Raw genomic sequence first — 21,635 nt, forward strand, 5'->3', positions numbered from 1 at the left:
CCTACCGACGCGATAGCGTGGCTCCGTGAGCGACCACGACGACGACGGCGACTGGCGCAAGGGGCTCGGTCTGGTCATCGCCGTCCTCGTCGCCTCGGTGGCGGTCTTCGCGCTGGTGATCGGGGCCGGTCTGGGGGTCGTCACGCTGCTCGGCCTCGCCTGAGCACCTGCGGGACGGCCGGTCAGGGCCGGTCGCGGCGGCGGCGCTCGCGGATCTCCTGCTCGAGCGTCTCCAGGCGCGACTCCGTGCCCCAGCGGCTCGCCAGCCAACCGGCGCCCAGCACGGCGATCGGGACGGCGGGCCAGAAGAAGTGCCACCCGACGACCAGCGCGGTGACGGCCCAGATCGTCGTGGTGACGCCGGAGACGGCGAGGAAGCCGAGACGTGCGTCGCGGACCTCTCGGTGCAACCGCGTCACGGCCTCCTCCCGGACCTCCTGGCCTGCTCCCCGGACCGCCGGGAGGGCGACGAGGTCACCGACGAGGGGACGGACCTCCCCGAGGGTGCGGAGGGCGAGGGCGGCGTCGCTGCGGGTGTCGTACTCGGCGCGGTCGAGCCGGCCCTCGGAGTAGGCGATCGACAGGACCTCGAGGACGACGTCGCGGTCGGCGTCGGTGGCACGGAGCTCACCGGCGGCGCGGGCGCGCGGGTCGGAGGAGAACCTCGACCACACGTCGCGCCCGCTCATCGGTGACCGGGCGTCTCAGTGGTCGCGGGCCGGAGCCCCGCGGGTCAGGGCCAGGGCGTCCTCGAGGGTGAACTGACCGGTGTACAGCGCGGTCCCGGCGATGGCGCCCTCGACGCCGATGTCGACCAGGCCCATGAGCGCCTCGACGTCCGCGAGGGTCGTGACGCCACCGGAGGCGATGACGGGTCGGTCAGTGCGCGAGCACACGTCGCGCAGGAGGTCGAGGTTCGGGCCCTGGAGCATGCCGTCCTTGTTCACGTCGGTGACGACGTAGCGGGCACAGCCCTCGGCGTCGAGGCGGGCGAGGGTCTCGTACAGGTCACCACCGTCACGGGTCCAGCCACGTGCCGCCAGGGTGGTGCCGCGCACGTCGAGGCCGATGGCGACGCGGTCACCCCACTCGGCGATGACCGAGGCGCACCACTGCGGGTCCTCGAGGGCGGCGGTGCCGATGTTGACCCGGCGGCACCCCGCAGCCATGGCCGCACCGAGCGACTCGTCGTCGCGCATCCCCCCTGACATCTCGACGTCGATGTCCAGACGACCGACGATCTCGGCGAGGAGGTCGCGGTTGTGGCCGTGCCCGAAGGCTGCGTCGAGGTCGACGAGGTGGATCCACTCGGCCCCCGCGGACTGCCAGCGCAGCGCTGCCTCGACCGGGTCGCCGAAGCGCTTCTCCGACCCGTCGACGCCTTGCACGAGCTGCACGGCCTGGCCGTCCTTGACGTCGACGGCGGGCAGCAGCTGGAGGTAGTCGCTCACCGCCCGATCGTATCTGCCGGTCCCCGGGCGACGCCCGGGGTACACCCGGCTGCCGATTCCCAGGACGACGTGGGAATCTGCGGCATGCGCGGGAAGCAACCCGTGCCAACGCAGGAAAACCGTGACACGCCGACCGATTCCCACGAGGTCATGGGAATCGGTCACCCGGACGGCTCAGAGCGTGGCGATCCAGTTCTCGAGCAGGCGGCGACCCGCGTCGCCGGACTTCTCGGGGTGGAACTGCGTGGCCCAGAGAGGGCCGTGCTCGACGGCCGCGACGACGTGGTCGCCGCCGTGCTCGGTCCAGGTCACCAGCGGTCGTCGCAGCGGCGTGTCGACCTGCGCGTCCGCAGGCACCGGCCCGACGACACCCGTCGGGTTGCCCAGCTCCCAACGGCGCACGCCGTAGGAGTGCACGAAGTAGAAGTGCTCCTCCTCGATGCCGGCGAACATCGTCGAGTCCTGCGGCGGCGCGACGGTGTTCCACCCCATGTGCGGCACGACGGGCGCCTGCAGCCGCTCCACCGTGCCCGGCCACTCACCGCACCCCTCGGTGCGGACGCCGTGCTCGATGCCCTCGCCGAACAGGATCTGCATCCCCACGCAGATCCCCAGCACGGGCCGGTTCGCGATGAGGCGACGCTCGATCAGACCGACCCCGTCGGCCCCCCGGAGACCGTGCATGCAGGCCGCGAAGGCACCGACGCCCGGCACCAGGAGACCGTCGGCGCGCTCGGTGACCGACCGGTCGGCGGTCAGCTCGACGCGCGCACCGGCACGCTCGACGGCACGCACGACGGACCGGACGTTGCCCGAGCCGTAGTCGAGGACGGCGACCAGGGGTCGGCCCTCGTCGCTCACGAGGAGGTACGCCGCGTCACAGCGCGCCCTTGGTGGAGGGCACGCCGCTCTCGCGCGGGTCGATGGCCACGGCCTGGCGCAGCGCGCGGGCGAGCGCCTTGAACTGCGCCTCGGCGATGTGGTGGGGATCGCGTCCCTCGAGCAACCGCACGTGCAGCGTGATGCCCGCGTGGTGCGCGATCGACTCGAGCACGTGCGACGTCAGCGACCCGGAGTACTGCCCGCCGATGACGACGGTGATCTGACGCTCCGGCTCCCCGGAGTGCACGAAGTAGGGCCGTCCCGACACGTCGACGGTCGCCGTCGCGATCGCCTCGTCAAGAGGGATCGTCGCGGTGCCGTACCGGGTGATGCCGACCTTGTCGCCGAGCGCCTCGCGCAAGGCGTCGCCGATGCAGATCGCGGTGTCCTCGACGGTGTGGTGGGCGTCGATGTGCAGGTCGCCCTCCGTGCGCACCGTCAGGTCGATCAGCGAGTGCCGCGACAGGGCGGTGAGCATGTGGTCGTAGAAACCGACCCCGGTGGACACGTCAGCACGACCGGTGCCGTCGAGGTCGAGCTCGACGAGGACGCTGGACTCCGAGGTGGTGCGCTCGATGCGCGCGCGGCGAGCCCGTGGGGCCTCGGTGGGCCGGTCGTCGACAGGCATGGGGTCAGACATCGGTGACCTCCGTCAGGGCGGTGTGGAAGGCGTCCATCTCCTCGGGCGTGCCGATCGAGACGCGCAACCATCCTAGGGGCCCGGTCTCGCGCACGAGGACGCCACGGTCGACGAGCGCCTGCCACGTGGCGTGCCGGTCGTCGAACATCCCGAACAGCACGAAGTTCGCGTCGGAGTCGGCCACGGTGAAGCCGGCCCCGCGCAGGCGCTCGGCGGTGCGGTCCCGCTCGGCGCGCAACGCGTCGACCTGGGCCAGCAGCTCGTCGGTGTGCCTCAGGGCCGCGACCGCGGTCGCCTGGGTGACGGCGGACAGGTGGTACGGCAGCCGCACGATGCGCAGGGCGTCGACGACGTCGGGGTGCGCCGCGAGGTAGCCGAGCCGGCCCCCGGCGAGCGCGAACGCCTTGCTCATGGTGCGCGTCACGACCAGTCGCGGGTGCCCGTCGAGCAGCTCCAGCGCCGTGGGCGTGCCGGCGCGGCGGAACTCCGCGTACGCCTCGTCGACCACGACCATGCCGGGTGCGGCGTCGAGCACCGCTCTCGTGTGCTCGGGGTCGAGGGCGGTGCCCGTCGGGTTGTTCGGCGAGGTGAGGAACACGACGTCCGGCTGCTCGGCGGCGATGAGCTCCAGGGCGGTGTCGACGTCGATGCCGAAGTCGTCGCGCCGGCGTCCGGTGACCCAGCGGGTGTGGGTGTTGCGCGCGTACTCGGGGTACATCGAGTACGTCGGCGCGAACGACAGCGCCGTGCGCCCGGGCCCACCGAAGGCCTGGAGGATCTGCTGCATGACCTCGTTGGACCCGTTGGCGGCCCACACCCTCGACGCGTCGAGGCCGGGCACCTCGCGCGAGAGGTACCCGGCGAGCGCCTCGCGCAGCGTGGTGGCCTCGCGGTCGGGGTAGCGGTTCAGCCCGAGAGCCGCGGCACGCACCGACTCCGCGACGTCGGCTGCGACCGCCTCGCTCGGTCCGTACGGGTTCTCGTTGGTGTTCAGCCGCACCGGCACGTCGATCTGCGGCGCACCGTACGGTTCCTCCTCACGCAGCTCAGGACGCAGCGGAAGCCAGGCCGGGGCGCTCACGTCGACTCGCCGGCGCGGGCCGGCGCCCCGGTGCGGGCGCTGACCGCCGCACCGTGCGACGGGAGGTCCTCGGCCTCGGCGAGGGCGACGACGTGGTGCCCGACCTCCCGCAGCGCGGCCTCGGTGTAGGTGACGACGTGGACGTTCTTGACGAACGCCCGCACCGACAGGCCCGAGGAGTGGCAGGCGCACCCGGCCGTCGGCAGCACGTGGTTCGATCCGGCGGCGTAGTCGCCCAGGGAGACCGGCGTGAAGCCGCCGACGAAGATCGCGCCGGCGTTGGTGATGCGTGCCGCGACCGCGGCGGAGTCGGCGGTCTGGATCTCCAGGTGCTCGGCGGCGTAGGCGTCGGCGACCTCGACGGCGTGGTCGAGGTCGCGCACGAGCACGATCGCCGACTGCGGACCGGCCAGGGAGGTGGTGATGCGCTCGTGGTGGCGAGCACGAGGCACCTGGCGCGCGAGCTCGGACTCGACCGCCGCGGCGAGGTCCTCGCTGGCGGTGATGAGCACGCTCGCGGCGTTCGGGTCGTGCTCGGACTGGCTGATCAGGTCGGCCGCGACGAAGGCGGCATCGGCGGTGTCGTCGGCGACGACCGCGATCTCGGTGGGCCCGGCCTCGCTGTCGATCGCGACCGTTCCGCGGAGGTGGCGCTTGGCGGCGGCGACGTAGATGTTGCCCGGCCCCGTGACGAGGTCGACCGGCCGGACGTCGCCGCCGGTGGCGAGCGTGCCGTGGGCCAGCATCGCGACCGCCTGGGCACCGCCGGCGGCGTAGACCTCCTCGATGCCGAGCAGCTCGCACGCGGCGAGGATGGTCGGGTGCGGCAACCCGCCGAACTCGGCCTGCGGCGGCGTGGCGAGGGCGATCGAGCCGACGCCGGCGACCTGCGCGGGCACGGTGTTCATCACGACGCTGCTCACGAGCGGCGCGAGCCCACCCGGCACGTACAGGCCCACGCGCGACATCGGGACGATGCGCCGCTCGACGGTGGCGCCCTCGGCGACGGTGGTCACGACGGTGGACTCCAGCTCGGCCTCGCACGTGACCCGCAACCGCGCGATCGAGACCTCCAGGGCCGCCCGGATCGCCGGGTCGAGACCGGCCAGCGCGTCGACCAGGTGCTCCCGAGCCACCCGCAGCGACGTCGGGCGCACACCGTCGAAGCGCTCACCGTAGTCGAGGACCGCGACCTCGCCGCGGTCGCGGACGTCGTCGCACAGGGGAGCGACGACGTCGAGCGCCCGCGCGACGTCCAGAGGCGCCCGGGGCAGGTCCTGGGTGTCGTCGTGACGCAGGTCGAGGCGGCGGATCAGGGAAGGGCTCACGGGCAGATTCTAGGCGCCCCTACGATGCGACGGTGAGCCAGACGTCGCTGCAGCAGCCCGTGGTCGCCGGCGTCGTCGCGGCGCTCGTGGGCTTCACGTCCTCCTTCGCCGTCGTGCTGGCGGGTCTGCGGGCCGCAGGTGCGACGGATGCCGAGGCCGCGAGCGGACTCTTGGCGCTCTCGGTCGTGTTCGGGCTCGCGATGATCGGCCTGTCGTGGCGGACCCGCTCCCCCGTCACCCTGGCCTGGTCGACACCTGGTGCCGCGCTGCTCGTCTCGACCGGCACCGTCGAGGGTGGCTGGGCGGCCGCGGTGGGTTCCTTCGTGCTGACGGGCGTGCTCCTAGCACTCACCGGGCTGGTCCCCGCGCTCGGTCGTCTGGCCTCCGCCATCCCGGTGCCGCTGGCGCAGGCCATGCTCGCCGGCGTCCTGCTGCAGCTGTGCCTGGCGCCCTTCGTCGCCCTCGCCGACAGCCCCGGCTGGGTCGCACCCGTCGTGCTCGTGTGGCTGGTCGCCCAGCGCTGGCTGCCCCGATGGGCCGTCCCCCTGGCACTCGGCGCCGCGCTCGTGGTCATCGCCGTCTCGGCCCTCACGACGGACGTGGGTGTCGCTGCTGCCGACCTCGTGCCCCGGGTCGACCCGACGACGCCGACCCTGACCGTCGCAGCCGTGGTCGGCATCGCCGTGCCCCTCACCGTCGTGACGATGGCCTCGCAGAACGTCCCGGGCGTCGCCGTCATGCGGTCCTTCGGATTCACGGTGCCGTGGCGAGCGGCGATGGTGACCACCGGGGCCGGCACGTCGGTGGCAGGGTTCCTCGGGGGTCACGCCATCAACCTGGCGGCCCTGTCGGCAGCGCTCGCGGCCGGCCCCGAGGCGGGCGAGCGATCACGGCGGTGGGTCGCCGGCGTCAGCGCAGGGACCTCCTACCTCGTGCTGGCCCTGGTCTCCGGGGCGCTCGTGGCTGTCACGGCCACCGCCCCGGCCGGCATCGTCGAGACGGTCGCAGGGCTCGCCCTGCTGACGCCGTTCGCCGCCGCCGTCCTCGGAGCACTGTCGATCGAGCGGCACCGCACCAGCTCGGTGGTCACCTTCCTCGTGGCCGGGTCCGGGATGCAGGTGCTGGGCGTCGGCGCGGCCTTCTGGGCCCTCGTCCTGGGACTGGCCGTCCGCGGCGTGCTCGAACGCTCCGGTCCTGTGCAGGAGCCGACCGACGAGGGAGACGACGGTGGCACGCCGCCCCGGCCGTAAGGCGACCGCCGCCCTGCAGGTGCTTGCGGCGGCCGGCGTCGAGGCGCACATCCATACCTTCGAGCACGATCCGCGCGCCGCGTCCTTCGGTGCGGAAGCCGCCGACGCCCTGGGTCTCGACCCGCGACGCGTGCTCAAGACCCTCGTCGTGACCACCGGCGCCGGCGACCTGGCGGCGGCCGTCGTGCCCGTCTCCGCGACCCTCGACCTGAAGGCGACGGCGACTGCCCTCGGGCTCAAGAGGGTCGCCCTCGCCGAGCCTCGACGCGCCGAGCGGGTCACCGGGTCACGGGTCGGAGCGATCTCCCCGATCGGGGTGCGAGGAGTCCGACGGGTCCTGCTGGACGGCTCGGCCCTCGCCCACGGCTCGGTCCTCGTCTCTGCCGGGCGTCGGGGCCTGGAGGTCGAGCTGGACCCGCACGACCTCGTCCGCGTGTGCGACGCGCTCGTGGTCCCGATCGCCCGCGAGTAGGGATCAGGGGTGGGCGGTCGACGTCTCCTCGCCGGGACGCTCGGCCAGGGCCGCCCGGTCGACCGTGAGGAGCAGACCCACGACGAGACCGCCGAGGGCGGCGACGGGCCACGCGACGAAGGACGAGAACGAGGAGACGGCGAGCTGGTCGGGGAAGGAGTCCCCGAGGGAGAGCCCCTGGACCGTCTGCGGGTCCGGCGGACCGAGCGAGAGCCCCACCGTCCAGGCCACGAGCGAGGCGAGTGCCGCCGCGGCGGCCGTGACGGGCACGACCGGCCACCCCAGCGAGCGACCGGCCACGCCGACCGCGAGTCCCCAGACCAGGCAGAGCACGACGCCGATGCCCACGAACAGGACCTCGACGTCGAACTGGCCCTGCGAGGCCTCCTGGGTGAGCACGACGCCCTGCTCGGTCACCTGCCACGTACCCGGCTCCGCCCAGGAGGACCACGCCACTCCCGCGAGCGCGGACGCTGCCACCAGGACGAGGACGGCGCCCCCGACCGTGCGCCAGCCCCTCACGACAGGCACCTCACGACAGGCCCCTCACGACAGGCCCCTCACGACAGGCACCGTGGTCCGAGCAGCTCCTTGAGGTCGGCGATGAGGGCCGAGGACGGAGTGACGCGCAGGGTGTCGTCGAGGCGCATCACCTTGGTGGTGCCGTTGCCCACGAGACGAAGGTGCACGTCGGTGGGGCCGGGATAGGCCGCGAGCACCCGCTTGAACTCCGCGACGACGTCGGACGTGCAGCGCGCGACGGGCAGGCTGACCACGACGGGCGCCTCGGCCTGGGCCGCACCCATGGCCGGCAGGGTGATCTCCTGGGCGTGCAGGTCGAGCTCGTCGTCGTCCTTGCGGCGCAGCCGTGCCTTGACGACCACGACGGTGTCGGGCACGAGAGTGGGCGCCGCGAGGTTGTAGGCGGCGGGGAAGACCATCACGTCGACGCTGCCCTCGAGGTCCTCCAGGGTGATGGAGGCCCACGTGTCGCCCTTCTTGGTGAGGCGGCGCTGCACTCCCGTGATGAGCCCGCAGAGCCGGACCGTCGAGCCGTCGGCGCGGTCGGTCTCGGCGAGCAGCTGGCCCACGCTGCAGTCGCTGCTGGCCTTGAGCACGTGCTCGAGCCCCAGCAGCGGGTGGTCGGAGACGTAGAGGCCGAGCATGTCGCGCTCGAAGGCGAGCAGCTGGGTCTTGTCCCACTCCGGCATCGTCGGCACGCTGACCGTGGTGCCGGTGAAGGCGTCGTCGAGCCCGCCGAACAGCGAGTCCTGGCCGATCGCGGCGTTGCGCTTGAGGTCGATGTACTGGTCGACGGCGTCCTCGGCGATGGTCGTGAGGGCACGTCGCCCGTGCCCGAGGGAGTCGAAGGCCCCCGCCTTGATCAGGGAGTCGAGCACCCGCTTGTTGCACACGTGGGTGGGGACCTTGTCGAGGAAGTCGGTGAAGTCCGTGAAGGCTCCCTCCTCCTCACGCGCCGCCACGATGCCGGAGACCACGTTGTCGCCGACGTTGCGGATGGCCGAGAGGCCGAAGCGGATGTCCTCGCCGACGGAGGCGAAGTTGGCGACGGAGTCGTTGACGTCCGGCGGCAGCACCTGGATGCCGAGCCGGCGGCACTCGCTGAGGTAGATCGCCGACTTGTCCTTGTCGCCCTTGACGCTCGTGAGCAGGGCAGCCATGTACTCGGCCGGGTAGTTGGCCTTGAGGTAGGCCGTCCAGTAGGAAATGACGCCGTACGCCGCGGAGTGCGCCTTGTTGAAGGCGTAGTCCGAGAACGGCAGCAGGATCTCCCACAGGGCCGTGATGGCCGGCTGGGAGTAGCCGCGCTCGAGCATGCCGCTCTGGAACCCGGCGTACTGCTTGTCGAGCTCCTCCTTCTTCTTCTTGCCCATCGCCCGACGCAGGTTGTCGGCCTGGCCGAGGCTGAAGCCGGCCAGGACCTGGGCGATCTCCATGACCTGCTCTTGGTAGACGATCAGGCCGTACGTCTCGCCGAGGACGTCCTTGAGCGGTTCCTCCAGCTCCGGGTGGATGGGCTCGATCTTCTCGCGACCGTTCTTGCGGCGCGCGTACTTGTTGTGGGAGTCCGCGCCCATCGGTCCGGGGCGGTACAGCGCACCGACGGCGGAGATGTCCTCGAAGCTGTCGGGACGCATGCTGCGCAGCAGGGCGCGCATCGGGCCGCCGTCGAGCTGGAAGACGCCGAGCGTGTCGCCGCGCGAGAGCAGCTCGTAGGTGGCCGGGTCGTCGAAGGCGAGGTCCTCGAGGACGACGTCCTCCCCGCGGTTGGCCTTGATGTTGACGAGGGCGTCGTCGAGGACCGTGAGGTTGCGAAGCCCCAGGAAGTCCATCTTGACCAGCCCGAGCGACTCGCACATCGGGTAGTCGAACTGCGTGATGATCGCGCCGTCCTGCTCGCGCTTCATGATCGGCACGATGTCGACGAGCGGCTCGCTGCTCATGATCACGCCGGCGGCGTGCACGCCCCAGTTGCGGATCTGGCCCTCCAGGCCGAGGGCGGTGTCGTAGATCTTGCGGACCTCGGCGTCGGACTCGTGGAGGTCGCGGAACTCCTTGCCCTCGCTGTAGCGCTTGTGCGAGGAGTCGAACAGCTGCGACAGCGGCACGCCCTTGCCCATGACGTCGGCCGGCAGCGCCTTGGTGATGCGCTCGCCCATGGCGAAGGGGTAGTCGAGGACACGGTTGGCGTCCTTGATGGCGGCCTTGGCCTTCAACCGGCCGAAGGTGGCGATGTAGGCCACGCGGTCCGAGCCGTACTTGTCGCTGACGTAGCGGATGACCTCGGCTCGACGACGCTCGTCGAAGTCGATGTCGAAGTCGGGCATGGACGGTCGCTCGGGGTTGAGGAAGCGCTCGAAGATCAGGCCGTGCGTGAGGGGGCAGAGGTCGGTGATGCGCAGCGCGTAGGCGGCGATGGAGCCGGCGCCGGACCCGCGGCCCGGACCCACGCGGATGCCGTTGTCCTTCGACCAGCCGATGAAGTCGGCCACGACGAGGAAGTAGCCGCAGTAGCCCTTGGCCTTGATGACGCCGAGCTCGAGCTCGACGCGGTCACGGACCTCCTGCGTCAACGCCTCGCCCGGGTAGCGGCTCTCGATGCCGCGCCAGACCTCCTTGGTCAGCCAGCTCTCCTCGTCCTCGCCCGGAGGGACGTCGGCGCGCGCCATGTAGCCGCCGTTGGACTCGGTGAACTCGACGTCGCAGCGCTCGGCGATCAGGAGGGTGTTGTCGCACGCCTCCTTCATGTCGTAGCGGTCCTCCCAGAGCTCGCGCATCTCGTGCGCGGACTTGACGTAGTACCCGCCGCCCTCGAACCGCAGGCGGTTGGGGTCGGCGACGGTCTTGCCCGACGCGACGCAGATGAGCGCGTCGTGCGCGGCGGCGTCGTCGGGGTGGGTGTAGTGGCAGTCGTTGGTGGCGACGGGGGGAAGGCCGAGGTCCTTGCCCAGACGCAGCAGCGCGTCGCGGGTCTCCCGCTCGATCGCGATGCCGTGGTCCATCAGCTCGAGGAAGAAGTTCTCCTTGCCGAAGATGTCCTGGAAGTCGGCGGCGGCCTGACGCGCCTCGGCGTACTGGCCGAGGCGCAGCCGGGTCTGGATCTCCCCCGACGGGCACCCGGTCGTGGCGATGAGTCCCGTGCCGTAGCGCTGCAGGAGCTCGCGGTCGGCGCGCGGCTTGTAGTAGTAGCCCTCCAGGCTCGACAGCGAGGAGATGCGGAACAGGTTGTGCATGCCCTCGGTGCTCGAGGCGAGCATCGTCATGTGGGTGTACGCACCGCCTCCGGCGACGTCCTTGCCACCCTCCTCGGCGGCGTCGCCCTTGCCCCAGCGCACCTTGCGGCGCTCGCTGCGGTGGGTGCCGGGAGTCAGGTACGCCTCCATGCCGATGATCGGCTTGACGCCGTGCTTCCTGGCCTTGGACCAGAAGTCGTACGCACCGTGGAGGTTGCCGTGATCGGTCATCGCGATGGCCGGCATGCCGAGCTCGGCGGTGCGGGCGAACATCCCGTCCAGGAGTGCGTGCCCGTCGAGCATCGAGTACTCCGTGTGGTTGTGCAGGTGCACGAAGGACGAGTCGCTCGGCATCGGGTGATGCGCCTCCAGACATGGCGGACGGACGGCCCCGAGGGGCGGGTGGAGGGGAAGGGCCTCAGCCTACGCGAGCGCCCCGACGCTCCCGGTCAGGCACGCGGGACGGTCCCGCGGACCTGACCGGGACCGGCTCAGCGGGCGCTGGAGATCGCGTACTGGCGCACGGACAGAGGCACGAAGACCACCAGGATCAGGGCCACCCAGATCAGCGTGTACAGCACCGGGTTCTGCAGCGACCACGGCGCGGACGCGTCGAGGGCGCCGGTGTTGCCGAAGAGCTCGCGGCACGCCTGGGTGACCGCCGACACGGGATTCCACTCCACGAACGGGCGCAGGACGGAGTTGAAGCTCTCGGTTGGGACGAAGGCGTTGGACACGAACGTCAACGGCATGATGACGATGAACGAGGCGTTGTTGATGACCTCGACGCTCGGCACCAGCAGACCCACGTAGCCCATGATCCAGCTGACGGCGTAGGCGAACAGCAGGAGCAGGAGGAACCCGGCGAGCATGTCGAGCACGCCTTCGCGAGCCCGCCACCCGACCAGCAGGCCGGTGAGCGCCATGATGATCAACGACAGGACGTTGTAGATGATGTCCGACGTCGTGCGTCCGACGAGCACGGCCGACTGCGACATCGGCAGCGACCGGAACCGGTCGATGATGCCCTTCTGCATGTCTTCCGCCAGGCCGGCACCGGTGAAGGTGGCACCGAAGACGACCGTCTGGGCGAAGATGCCGCCGATGAGGAACTCGCGGTAGTTCACGCCGTCGCCGGGACTGATCGCGCCACCGAAGACGAAGGCGAACAGCAGCACGAACATGATCGGCGAGATCAGGACGAAGACGAGGATCTCGGGGACCCGCTTGATCTTGATGACGTTGCGCTTGGCCACGACCCAGCCGTCGGACAGGGCACGGCCGAGCCCGCCGGGGGTCGTGTCGGGGACGAACCCACGCGACGACCGGTCCGTGGACCCTGCGTTGGAACCGTGGGTGGAGGGCTGGACGCTCATCGGGCGACCTCCTGCGTCTGGTCGGCGGACTCGTCCTCGGCGACGTGCCCGGTGAGGGAGAGGAAGACGTCGTCGAGCGTGGGCCGGCGCAGCCCCACCTCGTAGACGTCCAGCCCGGCTGACTCCAGCCCCGCGAGCACGCGGGCGAGCTCGGCCGCACCGCCCTCGACGGCGGCGGAGACGTCGCGACCTCCTCCGGTGACGCCGACCTCGCCGATGGCCAGCGGCCGCAGCAGCGCTGCGGCCTCCTCGGCGCGGGACTCGTCCTTGAGGACGATCTCGATGCGCTCGCCGCCGACCTGGGCCTTCAGCTCGTCGGCGGTGCCGCGCGCGATCGCCTCGCCGCGGTCGATGACGACGATGTCGTCGGCGAGGAGGTCGGCCTCCTCCAGGTACTGGGTGGTCAGCAGCAAGGTGGCGCCGGAGGCGACGAGGTCCTGGATGACTCCCCACATCTGCTGGCGGCTGCGGGGGTCGAGGCCGGTCGTGGGCTCGTCGAGGATGAGCACCGGCGGTGCGGCGACGAGGGCCCCGGCGAGGTCGAGGCGACGGCGCATGCCGCCGGAGTACGTCTTGGAGGGCCGGTCGCCGGCGTCGGCGAGAGCGAACCGCTCGAGCAGCTCGCGGGCGCGCGCGGAGGCGGCCTGGCGACCCATCCCGTACAGACGGCCCACCATCTCGAGGTTCTCGTAGCCCGTCAGGTGCTCGTCGACGGCGGCGTACTGGCCGGACAGGCCGATGCGCGAGCGCACGCCGACCGGGTCGGCCATGACGTCGACGCCGGCGACCGTCGCCGACCCGCCGTCGGCCTGCAGCAAGGTGGCGAGGATGCGCACGGCGGTGGTCTTGCCCGCGCCGTTGGGGCCGAGCAGCCCCAGCACCTTGCCCTCGGGGACGGTGAGGTCCAGACCCTTGAGGGCCTCGACCTCCTTGTACCGCTTGACCAACCCCCGAGCCACGATCATGTCCGTCATCACGTCACCCGTCCGGCAGCAGGCTGCCTCCTCGAGAAGTTCACGGCTCGATCATGCCGCGCCCTGCCGACAGAACCATCGTCCTTCAGGATGAATTCCCGATGTCGCAGCGACCTAGGTGCGAACCTGCCGGTAGGAGGACAGGAAGTTCCCCAGTCGCTGGATGGCGTCGGAGAGGTCGCGCGCCCACGGCAGGGTCACGATGCGCACGTGGTCCGTGGCCGGCCAGTTGAAGCCGGTGCCCTGCGTGAGCAGGATCTTCTCGCTCAGCAGGAGGTCGAGCACGAGCTGCTGGTCGTCGACGATCGGGTGCACCTCGGGGTCGAGGCGCGGGAAGACGTACAGCGCGCCGCGCGGTCGAACGACGCTCACGCCGGGGATCTTCTCGAGCTCGGCGAGGGCGGTGTCGCGCTGCTCGAGCAGCCGTCCGCCGGGCAGGATCAGCTCCTTGATGCTCTGGTAGCCACCGAGCGCCACCTGGATCGCGTTCTGCGCCGGGACGTTCGGGCACAGCCGCATCGAGGCGAGCAGCGTGATGCCCTCGAGGTAGTCGCGCGCGGTCTCCAGCGGTCCGGTCACCACGAGCCACGCCGCCCGGTAGCCGCACACCCGGTAGGCCTTGGACAGACCGTTGAAGGTGAGCGTCAGGACGTCGGGCGCGACGCTGGCCATCGGCACGTGCACGGCGTCGTCGTAGAGGATCTTGTCGTAGATCTCGTCGGCCATGAGGATCAGGCCGTGCTTGCGGGCGAGGTCGGCGATGCCTTGCAGCGTCTCGCGCGAGTAGACCGCGCCGGTCGGGTTGTTCGGGTTGATCACGACGATGACGCGCGTGCGATCGGTGATCTTGGCCTCGAGGTCGGCGAGGTCGGGGTTCCAGTCGTTCTCCTCGTCGCACAGGTAGTGGACCGGGACACCGCCGGCGAGGTTCGTGACGGCGGTCCACAACGGGTAGTCCGGGGCCGGGATCAGCACCTCGTCGCCGTTGTCGAGCAGGGCCTGCAGGGCGATCTGGATCAGCTCGGAGACCCCGTTGCCGATCCACACGTCGTCGACGTCGATGTCGGGGAAGCCGTCGGCCAGCTGGTAGTGGTGCACGACGGCGCGACGTGCGGACTGGATGCCGCGCGAGTCGGAGTAGCCGGCCGAGGCCGGGAGACCGGCGATGACGTCCTGGAGGATCTCCGCCGGCGCGTCGAAGCCGAACGGCTGCGGGTTGCCGATGTTGAGCTTGAGGATCCGATGACCCTCGGCCTCCAGCTGGGCGGCTCGTGCGCTGACGGGTCCGCGGATGTCGTAGAGGACGTCCCTGAGCTTCTCGGACTGGCGCACGGCGGAGGTGGTCATGGGCTCATCCTCCCACCGCAGCGTCGGTCCCCGACGCCACGAGTGGCGGATTCCACGCCACGAGTGGCGCACAGTCGGGTCCGAGTGGCGCAATCCGGGGCAACACGCCGTCTCACTTTCCCCCGATCGCGCCACTCGCGGGTGACGGGGGGACGGTGGGTGACGGGGGGACGGCGGGTGTCAGTCGAGGTCGCGGACGACGTCGAGGGCCGCCTGGAGGTCCTCGGGGTAGGGGGTCGTGAACTCGACCCACTCCCCCGTGCGCGGGTGGTCGAAGCCCAGGCGCACGGCGTGCAGCCACTGGCGCTCGAGCCCGACGCGCTGGGCCAGCGTGGGGTCGGCTCCGTACTGCAGGTCGCCGACGCAGGGGTGGTGCAGGGCGCTCATGTGGACGCGGATCTGGTGGGTGCGCCCGGTCTCGAGGGCGATCGTCAACAGGGAGGCGTACCGGTGCGCCTCCAGCGTGTCGTAGTGGGTGATGCTCGGCCGGCCGTCGGCGCGGACGGTGAACTTGAAGTCGTGCTTGGGGTGGCGGGCGATGGGCGCGTCGATCGTGCCCGTGTGCGGGTCGGGGTGGCCCTGGACGAGCGCGTGGTAGGTCTTGTCGACCGCGCGGTCGCGGAAGGCCTGCTTGAGCACCGTGTACGCGTGCTCGGACTTCGCGATCGTCATCAGCCCGCTCGTGCCGACGTCGAGCCGCTGCACGATGCCCTGACGCTCGGGGGCGCCGGACGTGGAGATGCGCACGCCCGCTCCCGCCAGGTGCCCGACGACCGTCGGTCCCTCCCAGCCGACGCTCGGGTGCGCCGCGACACCCACCGGCTTGTCGACCACGACGATGTCGTCGTCCTGGAACACGATGTGCATCCCGGCCACCGTCTCGGCGACGACCGTCGCGACGCGTGGCGCCGGGATCGTGGCCTCCAGCAGCATGCCCGGCTCGACCCGCGTGGACTTCTGCGGCACCTCCCCGTCGAGCTCGACGAGGCCGTCGGCCAGCAGGTCGCCGACCCGTGAGCGCGACAGACCGAGCAGACGGGACACCGCGACGTCGACCCGCTCCCCCGCGAGTCCCTCCGGCACGGACACGACCTTGCGCTCGGTGGCCTCGCTCATCGCGACTCCCTCGTCCCGTCGAGGGCGTGGCCCTGCCACGAGCGCACGACGATGACCACGGCCGCGACGGTCAGGTAGATGTCGGCGACGTTGCCCACGAACGGCCCGTAGTCGATGAAGTCGACGACGTGACCGCGCAGGACGCCCGGCTCGCGCAGGATCCGGTCGGTGAGGTTGCCGAGAGCGCCGGCGAGCAGCAGGCCGAGACCGACCGTCCACCACGGGTCGCGCAGCCGCGCCGCCATGCGCACCACCACGACGACGACCGCGAGCGAGACGACGCTCAGGATCACCGTCATCGACGCCCCCATGCCGAACGCGGCACCGGGGTTGCGCAGGAAGGTCAGGGAGAGGAACCCGGGCACCAGCTCGCGCGACGGCTCGCCCTCCAGCGTGGCGACCGCCCAGACCTTGGTCAGCTGGTCGATCGCGTAGGCCACGACGACGCCGATCGCGAGGCGGCGCACCTGGCTCGGTCGCTCGGGGGCCACGGTGCCCCCGTCGGGGGTCAGCGACGCTCCTCGCGCTGCTTGCACTCCTTGCACAGCGTCGCCCGTGGGAAGGCCTGCAGACGCAGCTTGCCGATCGCCTCGCCGCAGATCTCGCACAGGCCGTACGTGCCCTGGTCGAGACGCTGCAGGGCACGCTCGGTCTGCATCAGCAGCTCGCGCTGGTTCGCCGCGAGGGACATCTCGGCGTCGCGCTCGAGGCCCTTGGACCCGACGTCGGCCTGGTCGTTGCCGGCACCGTCGACGCCGTCGCGCAGGAGGTCCTGCAGCTCCTTGGCCGAGAGGTCCAGCTCCTTGCGCAGGCGGACGAGGTCGGCCTCCAGCTCGCTGCGGACCTCGGCGCTCTCCTCGGAGGTCCAGGGGTCCTCGTCCGAGCGGACGGCCAACGTCGACTTGGGCATGCCGGGACAGTACACCCGGGCTCCTCGTCGGGCACAGGCGCACCGGCGGTACGATCGACGCACAGCGTTCGAGCCGTCATCAGCGGCGAGCCGCCGGAAGAACAGGACCCTGCCGGGTCCCCAGTAGAACCGGCCGGGTGGGCCCGTCACAGCCCTCATGGAGTGGTCGCCCGACCGGGCGGCAAGCGAGGTGGTACCGCGGCGCAGCCCAGGCGTCGTCCTCGTGCCGGACGCGAGATCCCAGGCCCGAGGACGCAGGAGCAGCCATGACGTACCCCCGCACCACCACCGACCCCGACGGCGGCCCGAACGGCGCCGCCGGCGTCCCCTCCAGCCCGAGCTTCCCGGCCATCGAGCGTCGCGTCCTCGACTACTGGTCCGCGGACGACACCTTCCGCGCCAGCGTCGAGGCCCGGGCCACCGGCGACGCCGGCGCCAACGAGTTCGTCTTCTACGACGGTCCTCCGTTCGCCAACGGTCTGCCGCACTACGGCCACCTGCTGACCGGCTACGTCAAGGACGTCGTGCCGCGCTACCAGACGATGCGCGGTCGCCGGGTCGAGCGGCGCTTCGGCTGGGACACCCACGGCCTGCCCGCCGAGCTCGAGGCCATGCGCCTGAACGGGATCAAGACCACCGACGAGATCACCGAGATGGGCATCGACGCCTTCAACGAGGCGTGCCGCGCGTCGGTGCTGAAGTACACCGGCGAGTGGGAGGCCTACGTCACCCGCCAGGCCCGATGGGTGGACTTCGAGAACGACTACCGCACGCTCAACCCCGACTACATGGAGTCGGTGATCTGGGCGTTCAAGCAGCTCTGGGACAAGGGCCTGGTGTACCAGGACTTCCGTGTCCTGCCGTACTGCTGGAACGACGAGACGCCGCTGTCGAACCACGAGCTGCGCATGGACGACGACGTCTACCAGAACCGTCAGGACCCGGCCGTCACCGTCGGGTTCGACGTCGTCTCCGAGGGCCCCCTCCGCGGAGCCAAGCTGCTGATCTGGACGACCACGCCGTGGACCCTGCCCAGCAACCTCGCCGTCATGGTGGGCTCGGAGATCGACTACGTCGCGGTCAGCCACACCCTGCCCGACGGATCGGCCTGCCCCGTGGTCCTCGCCGAGGCACGCCTCGGCGCCTACGCCCGAGAGCTCGGCGAGGAGCCACCGGTCGTGTGGCGGGGCACCGGCGCCGACCTCGTCGGCCTGACGTACACCCCGCCCTTCACCTACTTCGCCGGGCACGAGAACGCGTTCCGCGTCGTGGCCGCCGACGAGGCCGTCACGACCACCGACGGCACCGGGCTGGTCCACAGCGCGGGCGCCTTCGGCGAGGTCGACAAGGAGGTCACCGACCGTGAGGGCATCGAGGCCGTCATGCCGGTGGCCAAGGACGGACGGTTCACCGAGCCGGTCGGCGACTACGCGGGGATGCAGGTCTTCGACGCCAACGGCGTGATCATCGACCACCTCAAGGCCGCTACCGCCGGTCGCGCCGACGACGCCGCGAGCGTCTCCCCCGGCACCGTCCTGGTGCGCCGCGAGACCTACGACCACAGCTACCCGCACTGCTGGCGCTGCCGCGAGCCGCTCATCTACAAGGGCGTCGAGTCGTGGTTCGTGAAGGTCACCGCGATCAAGGAGCGGATGCTGGAGCTGAACCAGCAGATCACCTGGGTGCCGGAGAACATCAAGGACGGTCAGTTCGGCACGTGGTTGGAGAACGCGCGCGACTGGTCGATCACCCGCAACCGCTTCTGGGGCTCGCCCGTGCCGGTGTGGACGAGCGACGACCCCGCGCACCCGCGCATCGACGTCTACGGATCCTTTGCCGAGCTGGAGCGTGACTTCGGTCGGCTCCCGATGCGCGACGGCGTGCCCGACCTGCACCGTCCGTACGTCGACGACCTCGTGCGTCCCAACCCCGACGACCCGAGCGGGCGCTCGATGATGCGCCGCGTCCCCGACGTCCTCGACGTGTGGTTCGACTCCGGGTCGATGTCGTTCGCGCAGGTGCACTACCCGTTCGAGAACGCCGAGTGGTTCGATGAGCACTTCCCGGCGAACTTCATCGTGGAGTACATCGGGCAGACGCGGGGCTGGTTCTACACGCTGCACATCCTCGCGACGGCGCTGTTCGACCGGCCGGCGTTCGAGGCGTGCGTCAGCCACGGCATCGTGCTCGGCTCCGACGGCAACAAGATGAGCAAGTCGCTGAGGAACTACCCCGACGTCTCGGAGGTCTTCGACCGCGACGGTGCCGACGCGATGCGCTGGTTCCTCATGTCCTCGCCGATCCTGCGCGGTGGCAACCTCGTCGTCACCGAGCAGGGCATCCGCGACACCGTGCGGCAGGTGCTGAACCCGCTGTGGAACAGCTGGTACTTCTTCGGCCTCTACGCCAACCTGGCCGGCGGCGACGGCGCCGAGCCGTTCGTGGCCCGGTCGGTCACCACCGCCGACCACGCGATGGACCGCTACGTCCTGACCAAGCTGCGCCGCTACGTCGAGGACGTGACCCAGCAGCTGGACACCTACGCGATCGCCGAGGCCTGCGAGTCGACACGCGTGTTCCTCGACGTCGTCACCAACTGGTACATCCGACGCTCGCGCCAACGGTTCTGGCTGGCCGACGGTGCTGCGGTCGACGAGACGAGCCGCCAACCGTTCGACACGCTGTACACGGTCCTGGAGACGGTGTGCCGCACGACGGCTCCCCTGCTGCCCCTGGTCACCGAGGAGGTCTGGCGCGGGCTCACCGGAGGACGTTCGGTCCACCTGGCCGACTGGCCCGACGTGTCCGACCTGCCCGAGGACGACGCGCTGGCGGCGGCCATGGACCTCGTGCGCGAGGTGTGCTCCGCGGGCTCCTCGGTCCGCAAGGCCGCCGGTCTGCGCACCCGTCTGCCGCTCGCCGAGCTGGTCGTCGCGGTGGACGACCCCGAGCGGCTCGCGGGGTTCGAGCCGATCGTCGCCGGCGAGCTGAACGTCCAGTCGGTGCGCGTCATCGCGCGCGACGGCGACGAGGCCGCCGGCTTCGGCGTCAGCCAGAGGCTGACGGTCCACGCCCGTGCGGCCGGACCACGGCTGGGCAAGGACGTGCAGACCGCGATCCGCGCCGCGAAGTCCGGCGACTGGTCGGTCGGCGCCGACGGGGCCGTGGTGGCCGGCGGTCTCGCGCTCCTCGAGGGCGAGTTCACGCTCGAGCAGGTCGCCGGAGCCATCGAGGGCTTCGAGGTGGCGGTGCTGCCGAGCAGCGGGTTCGTCGCCCTGGACGTCAGGGTGAGCCCCGAGCTGAGCGACGAGGGGCTGGCCCGCGACCTCGTGCGCGGCGTGCAGCAGGCACGTCGTGACGCCGGACTCGCCGTCTCCGACCGCATCCGGCTCGCGATCGGCGGCGACGACGCCGTCGTCCGTGCGGCGCGGGCCCACCGCGAGCTCATCGCCCACGAGACCCTGGCCGTCGACCTCGACGTCGTGGAGGACGCGCTCGCGACCCTCACGACGCAGGTCGAGGTGACGGGCGCACGGGCCGCGATCGACCTGGAGCGCGTGTAGCCGACGACGAAGCGGCCCCCTCACCCGTCGGGTGAGGGGGCCGCTTCGCGTGGTCTCAGAGCGAGGAGCCCGAGGACGAGGTGCTCGTGTCCTCGTCGCCCAGCAGGGACCGCAGGCGCCTCGGGGAGGAGTCGCTGGGGTTCTGCACCGGGTTGGAGGTCGGGTTCTCGTTCGCCGCGAGCTGGTCCAGCTGGCTCTGGAAGTAGTTCTTCAGCCGGGCCCGGTACTCGCGCTCGTAGGCACGCAGGTGCTCGACCTCGCGCTGGAGCTCGTAGCGCTCCCGCTCGATGGCCGCAACGGCCTGCTGACGACGCTCGTTGGTCTCCTCGTCGAGCTTCTGCGAGCGGATCCGCGCGTCGGTCTCGAGGCGATCGGCCTTGCCGCGGGCCTCGTGGGTCAGACGCTCGGCCTTGGTGCGAGCCTCGCCGACGATGCGGTCGGCCTCCTCCTTGGCCTGGTCCATGAGCTGGTCGGCGTTGTTGGAGGCGATCTCGAGCAGTCGGGCGGCCGCGGTGGACGCCTCGCCCATCGAGGCGCCTCGCGCCGGAGCCGACGCGGGCTCGGGCGCCTGCACGACGGGCTCGGGCTCGGGTTCCGGCTCGGGCTCCGGCTCGGGGGCCTTCTCCTGGACGACGGGCTGCGGAGCGGTCTCCTGAGCCGGGGACACGGCGGGGATCAGACCCGTCGGCTCACCCGTGGAGGCGGCCGCGACCTTGGCGCGGAGCTCCTCGTTCTCGACCGTGAGACGCTCGAGCTCTGCCTCGACGTCGTCGAGGAACGCATCGACCTCGCCCATGTCGTAGCCCTCGCGGAGACGGACCGGAGTGAAGCGCTTGTTGCGCACGTCCTCTGGCGTCAACGGCATCAGTTCACCTCGTGGTAGCTGGTAGTCACTCGACTCTGGTCCACCCACCGTACTGGGTGGCCGTGGGGCACGGCCACCGGCGTCCCGCACGACCGCGTGATTCTCGCGACAATCACAGGTTGGCGCGGCGGGCGGTCACGACTCGCAGTGCGGGCAGGCGGCGCGAGCGGCCTCGTGGCGTCGGAGCTCGGCCTCGACGTCGTCGAGGAAGAGATCGACCTCGCGCATGTCGTAGCCCTCGCGCAGGCGGACGGGGCTGAACCGCACGGCGCGCACGTCATCGGCCCGCAGGCGTCGGGGCGCGGCGTCGTCGGCGGTGTCCACGTCAGCCCAGGCTCACGCTGACGACGATGAACAGCAGGTAGATCCCGACCATGAGGATCATGGGCGAGAGGTCGAGCATCGCGCCGCCGAGCCGGATGGGGGGCACGACGCTGCGGACGGCTCGCAGGGGCGGGTCCGTGACCGTGTAGATGCCTTCGCAGATCACCGCGACGAATCCCGAGGGACGCCAGGTGCGGGCCAGCATCTGGACCCAGTCGATGACGATCCGGGCCAGCAGGACGAAGATCAGGATCCACAGGACGAACCGGATCAGCTCACCGATGGCGGACACCTCCACTGC

21 protein-coding genes are annotated in these 21,635 nt (G+C 71.1%); 4 read left to right on the forward strand and 17 right to left on the reverse strand.

Annotated elements, in window-relative coordinates; translation table 11 throughout:
- Nucleotides 1–25: 25 nt before the first annotated feature.
- On the forward strand, nt 26–163 hold the full coding sequence (locus tag ABD213_RS02265; protein WP_344323774.1) for a hypothetical protein: 138 nt from the start codon (nt 26–28) through the stop codon (nt 161–163).
- Between the two features lie 19 nt (nt 164–182).
- On the opposite strand, the gene ABD213_RS02270 is transcribed toward ABD213_RS02265, so the two are convergent.
- The 6 genes from ABD213_RS02270 to hisD all read right to left on the reverse strand — a co-directional run bounded on the left by ABD213_RS02270 (nt 183) and on the right by hisD (nt 5,370).
- The gene (locus tag ABD213_RS02270) at nt 183–689 is read right to left on the reverse strand and encodes a DUF1707 SHOCT-like domain-containing protein (RefSeq protein WP_344323776.1); all 507 of its coding nucleotides are present in this window, start codon (nt 687–689) and stop codon (nt 183–185) included.
- Nucleotides 690–704: 15 nt separating this feature from the next.
- A complete protein-coding gene (priA, locus tag ABD213_RS02275; protein ID WP_344323778.1) occupies nt 705–1,451 on the reverse strand; it encodes a bifunctional 1-(5-phosphoribosyl)-5-((5-phosphoribosylamino)methylideneamino)imidazole-4-carboxamide isomerase/phosphoribosylanthranilate isomerase PriA in 747 nt (248 codons plus the stop codon).
- A gap of 174 nt (nt 1,452–1,625) precedes the next feature.
- Complete coding sequence (gene hisH / locus ABD213_RS02280) at nt 1,626–2,312, reverse strand: imidazole glycerol phosphate synthase subunit HisH (protein ID WP_344323781.1); 687 nt, start codon at nt 2,310–2,312, stop codon at nt 1,626–1,628.
- Nucleotides 2,313–2,328: 16 nt separating this feature from the next.
- Nucleotides 2,329–2,973 (reverse strand): imidazoleglycerol-phosphate dehydratase HisB, encoded by a 645-nt coding sequence (hisB, locus tag ABD213_RS02285; protein WP_344323784.1) that lies wholly within the window; start codon nt 2,971–2,973, stop codon nt 2,329–2,331.
- Complete coding sequence (locus ABD213_RS02290) at nt 2,966–4,054, reverse strand: histidinol-phosphate transaminase (RefSeq protein ID WP_344323786.1); 1,089 nt, start codon at nt 4,052–4,054, stop codon at nt 2,966–2,968. The genes hisB and ABD213_RS02290 overlap by 8 nt, the downstream gene beginning before the upstream one ends.
- On the reverse strand, nt 4,051–5,370 hold the full coding sequence (gene hisD, locus ABD213_RS02295; RefSeq protein WP_425546017.1) for a histidinol dehydrogenase: 1,320 nt from the start codon (nt 5,368–5,370) through the stop codon (nt 4,051–4,053). The genes ABD213_RS02290 and hisD overlap by 4 nt, the downstream gene beginning before the upstream one ends.
- Nucleotides 5,371–5,414: 44 nt before the next feature.
- On the opposite strand from hisD, the gene ABD213_RS02300 reads away from it, so the two are divergent.
- Complete coding sequence (locus ABD213_RS02300; RefSeq protein ID WP_344323790.1) at nt 5,415–6,632, forward strand: benzoate/H(+) symporter BenE family transporter; 1,218 nt, start codon at nt 5,415–5,417, stop codon at nt 6,630–6,632.
- The gene (locus tag ABD213_RS02305; RefSeq protein WP_344323793.1) at nt 6,610–7,104 is read left to right on the forward strand and encodes an aminoacyl-tRNA deacylase; all 495 of its coding nucleotides are present in this window, start codon (nt 6,610–6,612) and stop codon (nt 7,102–7,104) included. Before ABD213_RS02300 ends, ABD213_RS02305 begins: the two co-directional genes overlap by 23 nt.
- Before the next feature lie 3 nt (nt 7,105–7,107).
- Here the strand turns inward: ABD213_RS02305 and ABD213_RS02310 are convergent, their stop codons facing one another.
- From ABD213_RS02310 to ABD213_RS02345, 8 genes are all read right to left on the reverse strand, one after another.
- Nucleotides 7,108–7,626: a hypothetical protein gene (locus ABD213_RS02310; RefSeq protein WP_344323795.1), complete on the reverse strand. Its 519-nt coding sequence runs from the start codon at nt 7,624–7,626 to the stop codon at nt 7,108–7,110.
- A 38-nt stretch (nt 7,627–7,664) separates the two neighbouring features.
- Nucleotides 7,665–11,213, reverse strand: a complete 3,549-nt coding sequence (gene dnaE / locus ABD213_RS02315) for a DNA polymerase III subunit alpha (protein ID WP_344323797.1) — start codon at nt 11,211–11,213, stop codon at nt 7,665–7,667.
- A 137-nt stretch (nt 11,214–11,350) separates the two neighbouring features.
- A complete protein-coding gene (locus ABD213_RS02320) occupies nt 11,351–12,235 on the reverse strand; it encodes an ABC transporter permease (RefSeq protein ID WP_344323799.1) in 885 nt (294 codons plus the stop codon).
- On the reverse strand, nt 12,232–13,209 hold the full coding sequence (locus tag ABD213_RS02325) for an ATP-binding cassette domain-containing protein (RefSeq protein ID WP_344323801.1): 978 nt from the start codon (nt 13,207–13,209) through the stop codon (nt 12,232–12,234). Before ABD213_RS02325 ends, ABD213_RS02320 begins: the two co-directional genes overlap by 4 nt.
- A 114-nt stretch (nt 13,210–13,323) precedes the next feature.
- Complete coding sequence (locus tag ABD213_RS02330) at nt 13,324–14,556, reverse strand: pyridoxal phosphate-dependent aminotransferase (protein WP_344323804.1); 1,233 nt, start codon at nt 14,554–14,556, stop codon at nt 13,324–13,326.
- Nucleotides 14,557–14,736: 180 nt separating this feature from the next.
- A complete protein-coding gene (locus tag ABD213_RS02335) occupies nt 14,737–15,672 on the reverse strand; it encodes an RluA family pseudouridine synthase (protein WP_344323806.1) in 936 nt (311 codons plus the stop codon).
- Nucleotides 15,669–16,163, reverse strand: a complete 495-nt coding sequence (locus ABD213_RS02340; protein WP_344323808.1) for a signal peptidase II — start codon at nt 16,161–16,163, stop codon at nt 15,669–15,671. Before ABD213_RS02340 ends, ABD213_RS02335 begins: the two co-directional genes overlap by 4 nt.
- A gap of 17 nt (nt 16,164–16,180) precedes the next feature.
- Nucleotides 16,181–16,582: a TraR/DksA family transcriptional regulator gene (locus tag ABD213_RS02345; protein WP_344323810.1), complete on the reverse strand. Its 402-nt coding sequence runs from the start codon at nt 16,580–16,582 to the stop codon at nt 16,181–16,183.
- Nucleotides 16,583–16,848: 266 nt separating this feature from the next.
- Between ABD213_RS02345 and ileS the strand changes: the two genes are divergently transcribed.
- Nucleotides 16,849–20,145, forward strand: coding sequence for an isoleucine--tRNA ligase (gene ileS / locus ABD213_RS02350; protein WP_344323812.1), 3,297 nt, complete (start codon nt 16,849–16,851; stop codon nt 20,143–20,145).
- 55 nt (nt 20,146–20,200) lie between these two features.
- Here the strand turns inward: ileS and ABD213_RS02355 are convergent, their stop codons facing one another.
- From ABD213_RS02355 to ABD213_RS02365, 3 genes are all read right to left on the reverse strand, one after another.
- Nucleotides 20,201–21,010 (reverse strand): DivIVA domain-containing protein, encoded by an 810-nt coding sequence (locus ABD213_RS02355; RefSeq protein WP_344323814.1) that lies wholly within the window; start codon nt 21,008–21,010, stop codon nt 20,201–20,203.
- Nucleotides 21,011–21,145: 135 nt separating this feature from the next.
- Nucleotides 21,146–21,334: a DivIVA domain-containing protein gene (locus ABD213_RS02360; protein ID WP_344323817.1), complete on the reverse strand. Its 189-nt coding sequence runs from the start codon at nt 21,332–21,334 to the stop codon at nt 21,146–21,148.
- Nucleotide 21,335: 1 nt separating this feature from the next.
- Nucleotides 21,336–21,626, reverse strand: a complete 291-nt coding sequence (locus ABD213_RS02365; protein WP_344323819.1) for a YggT family protein — start codon at nt 21,624–21,626, stop codon at nt 21,336–21,338.
- Between the last annotated feature and the right edge of the window lie 9 nt (nt 21,627–21,635).

Source organism: Aeromicrobium halocynthiae (assembly GCF_039531385.1).
In the GTDB taxonomy this organism is placed as follows: domain Bacteria; phylum Actinomycetota; class Actinomycetes; order Propionibacteriales; family Nocardioidaceae; genus Aeromicrobium; species Aeromicrobium halocynthiae.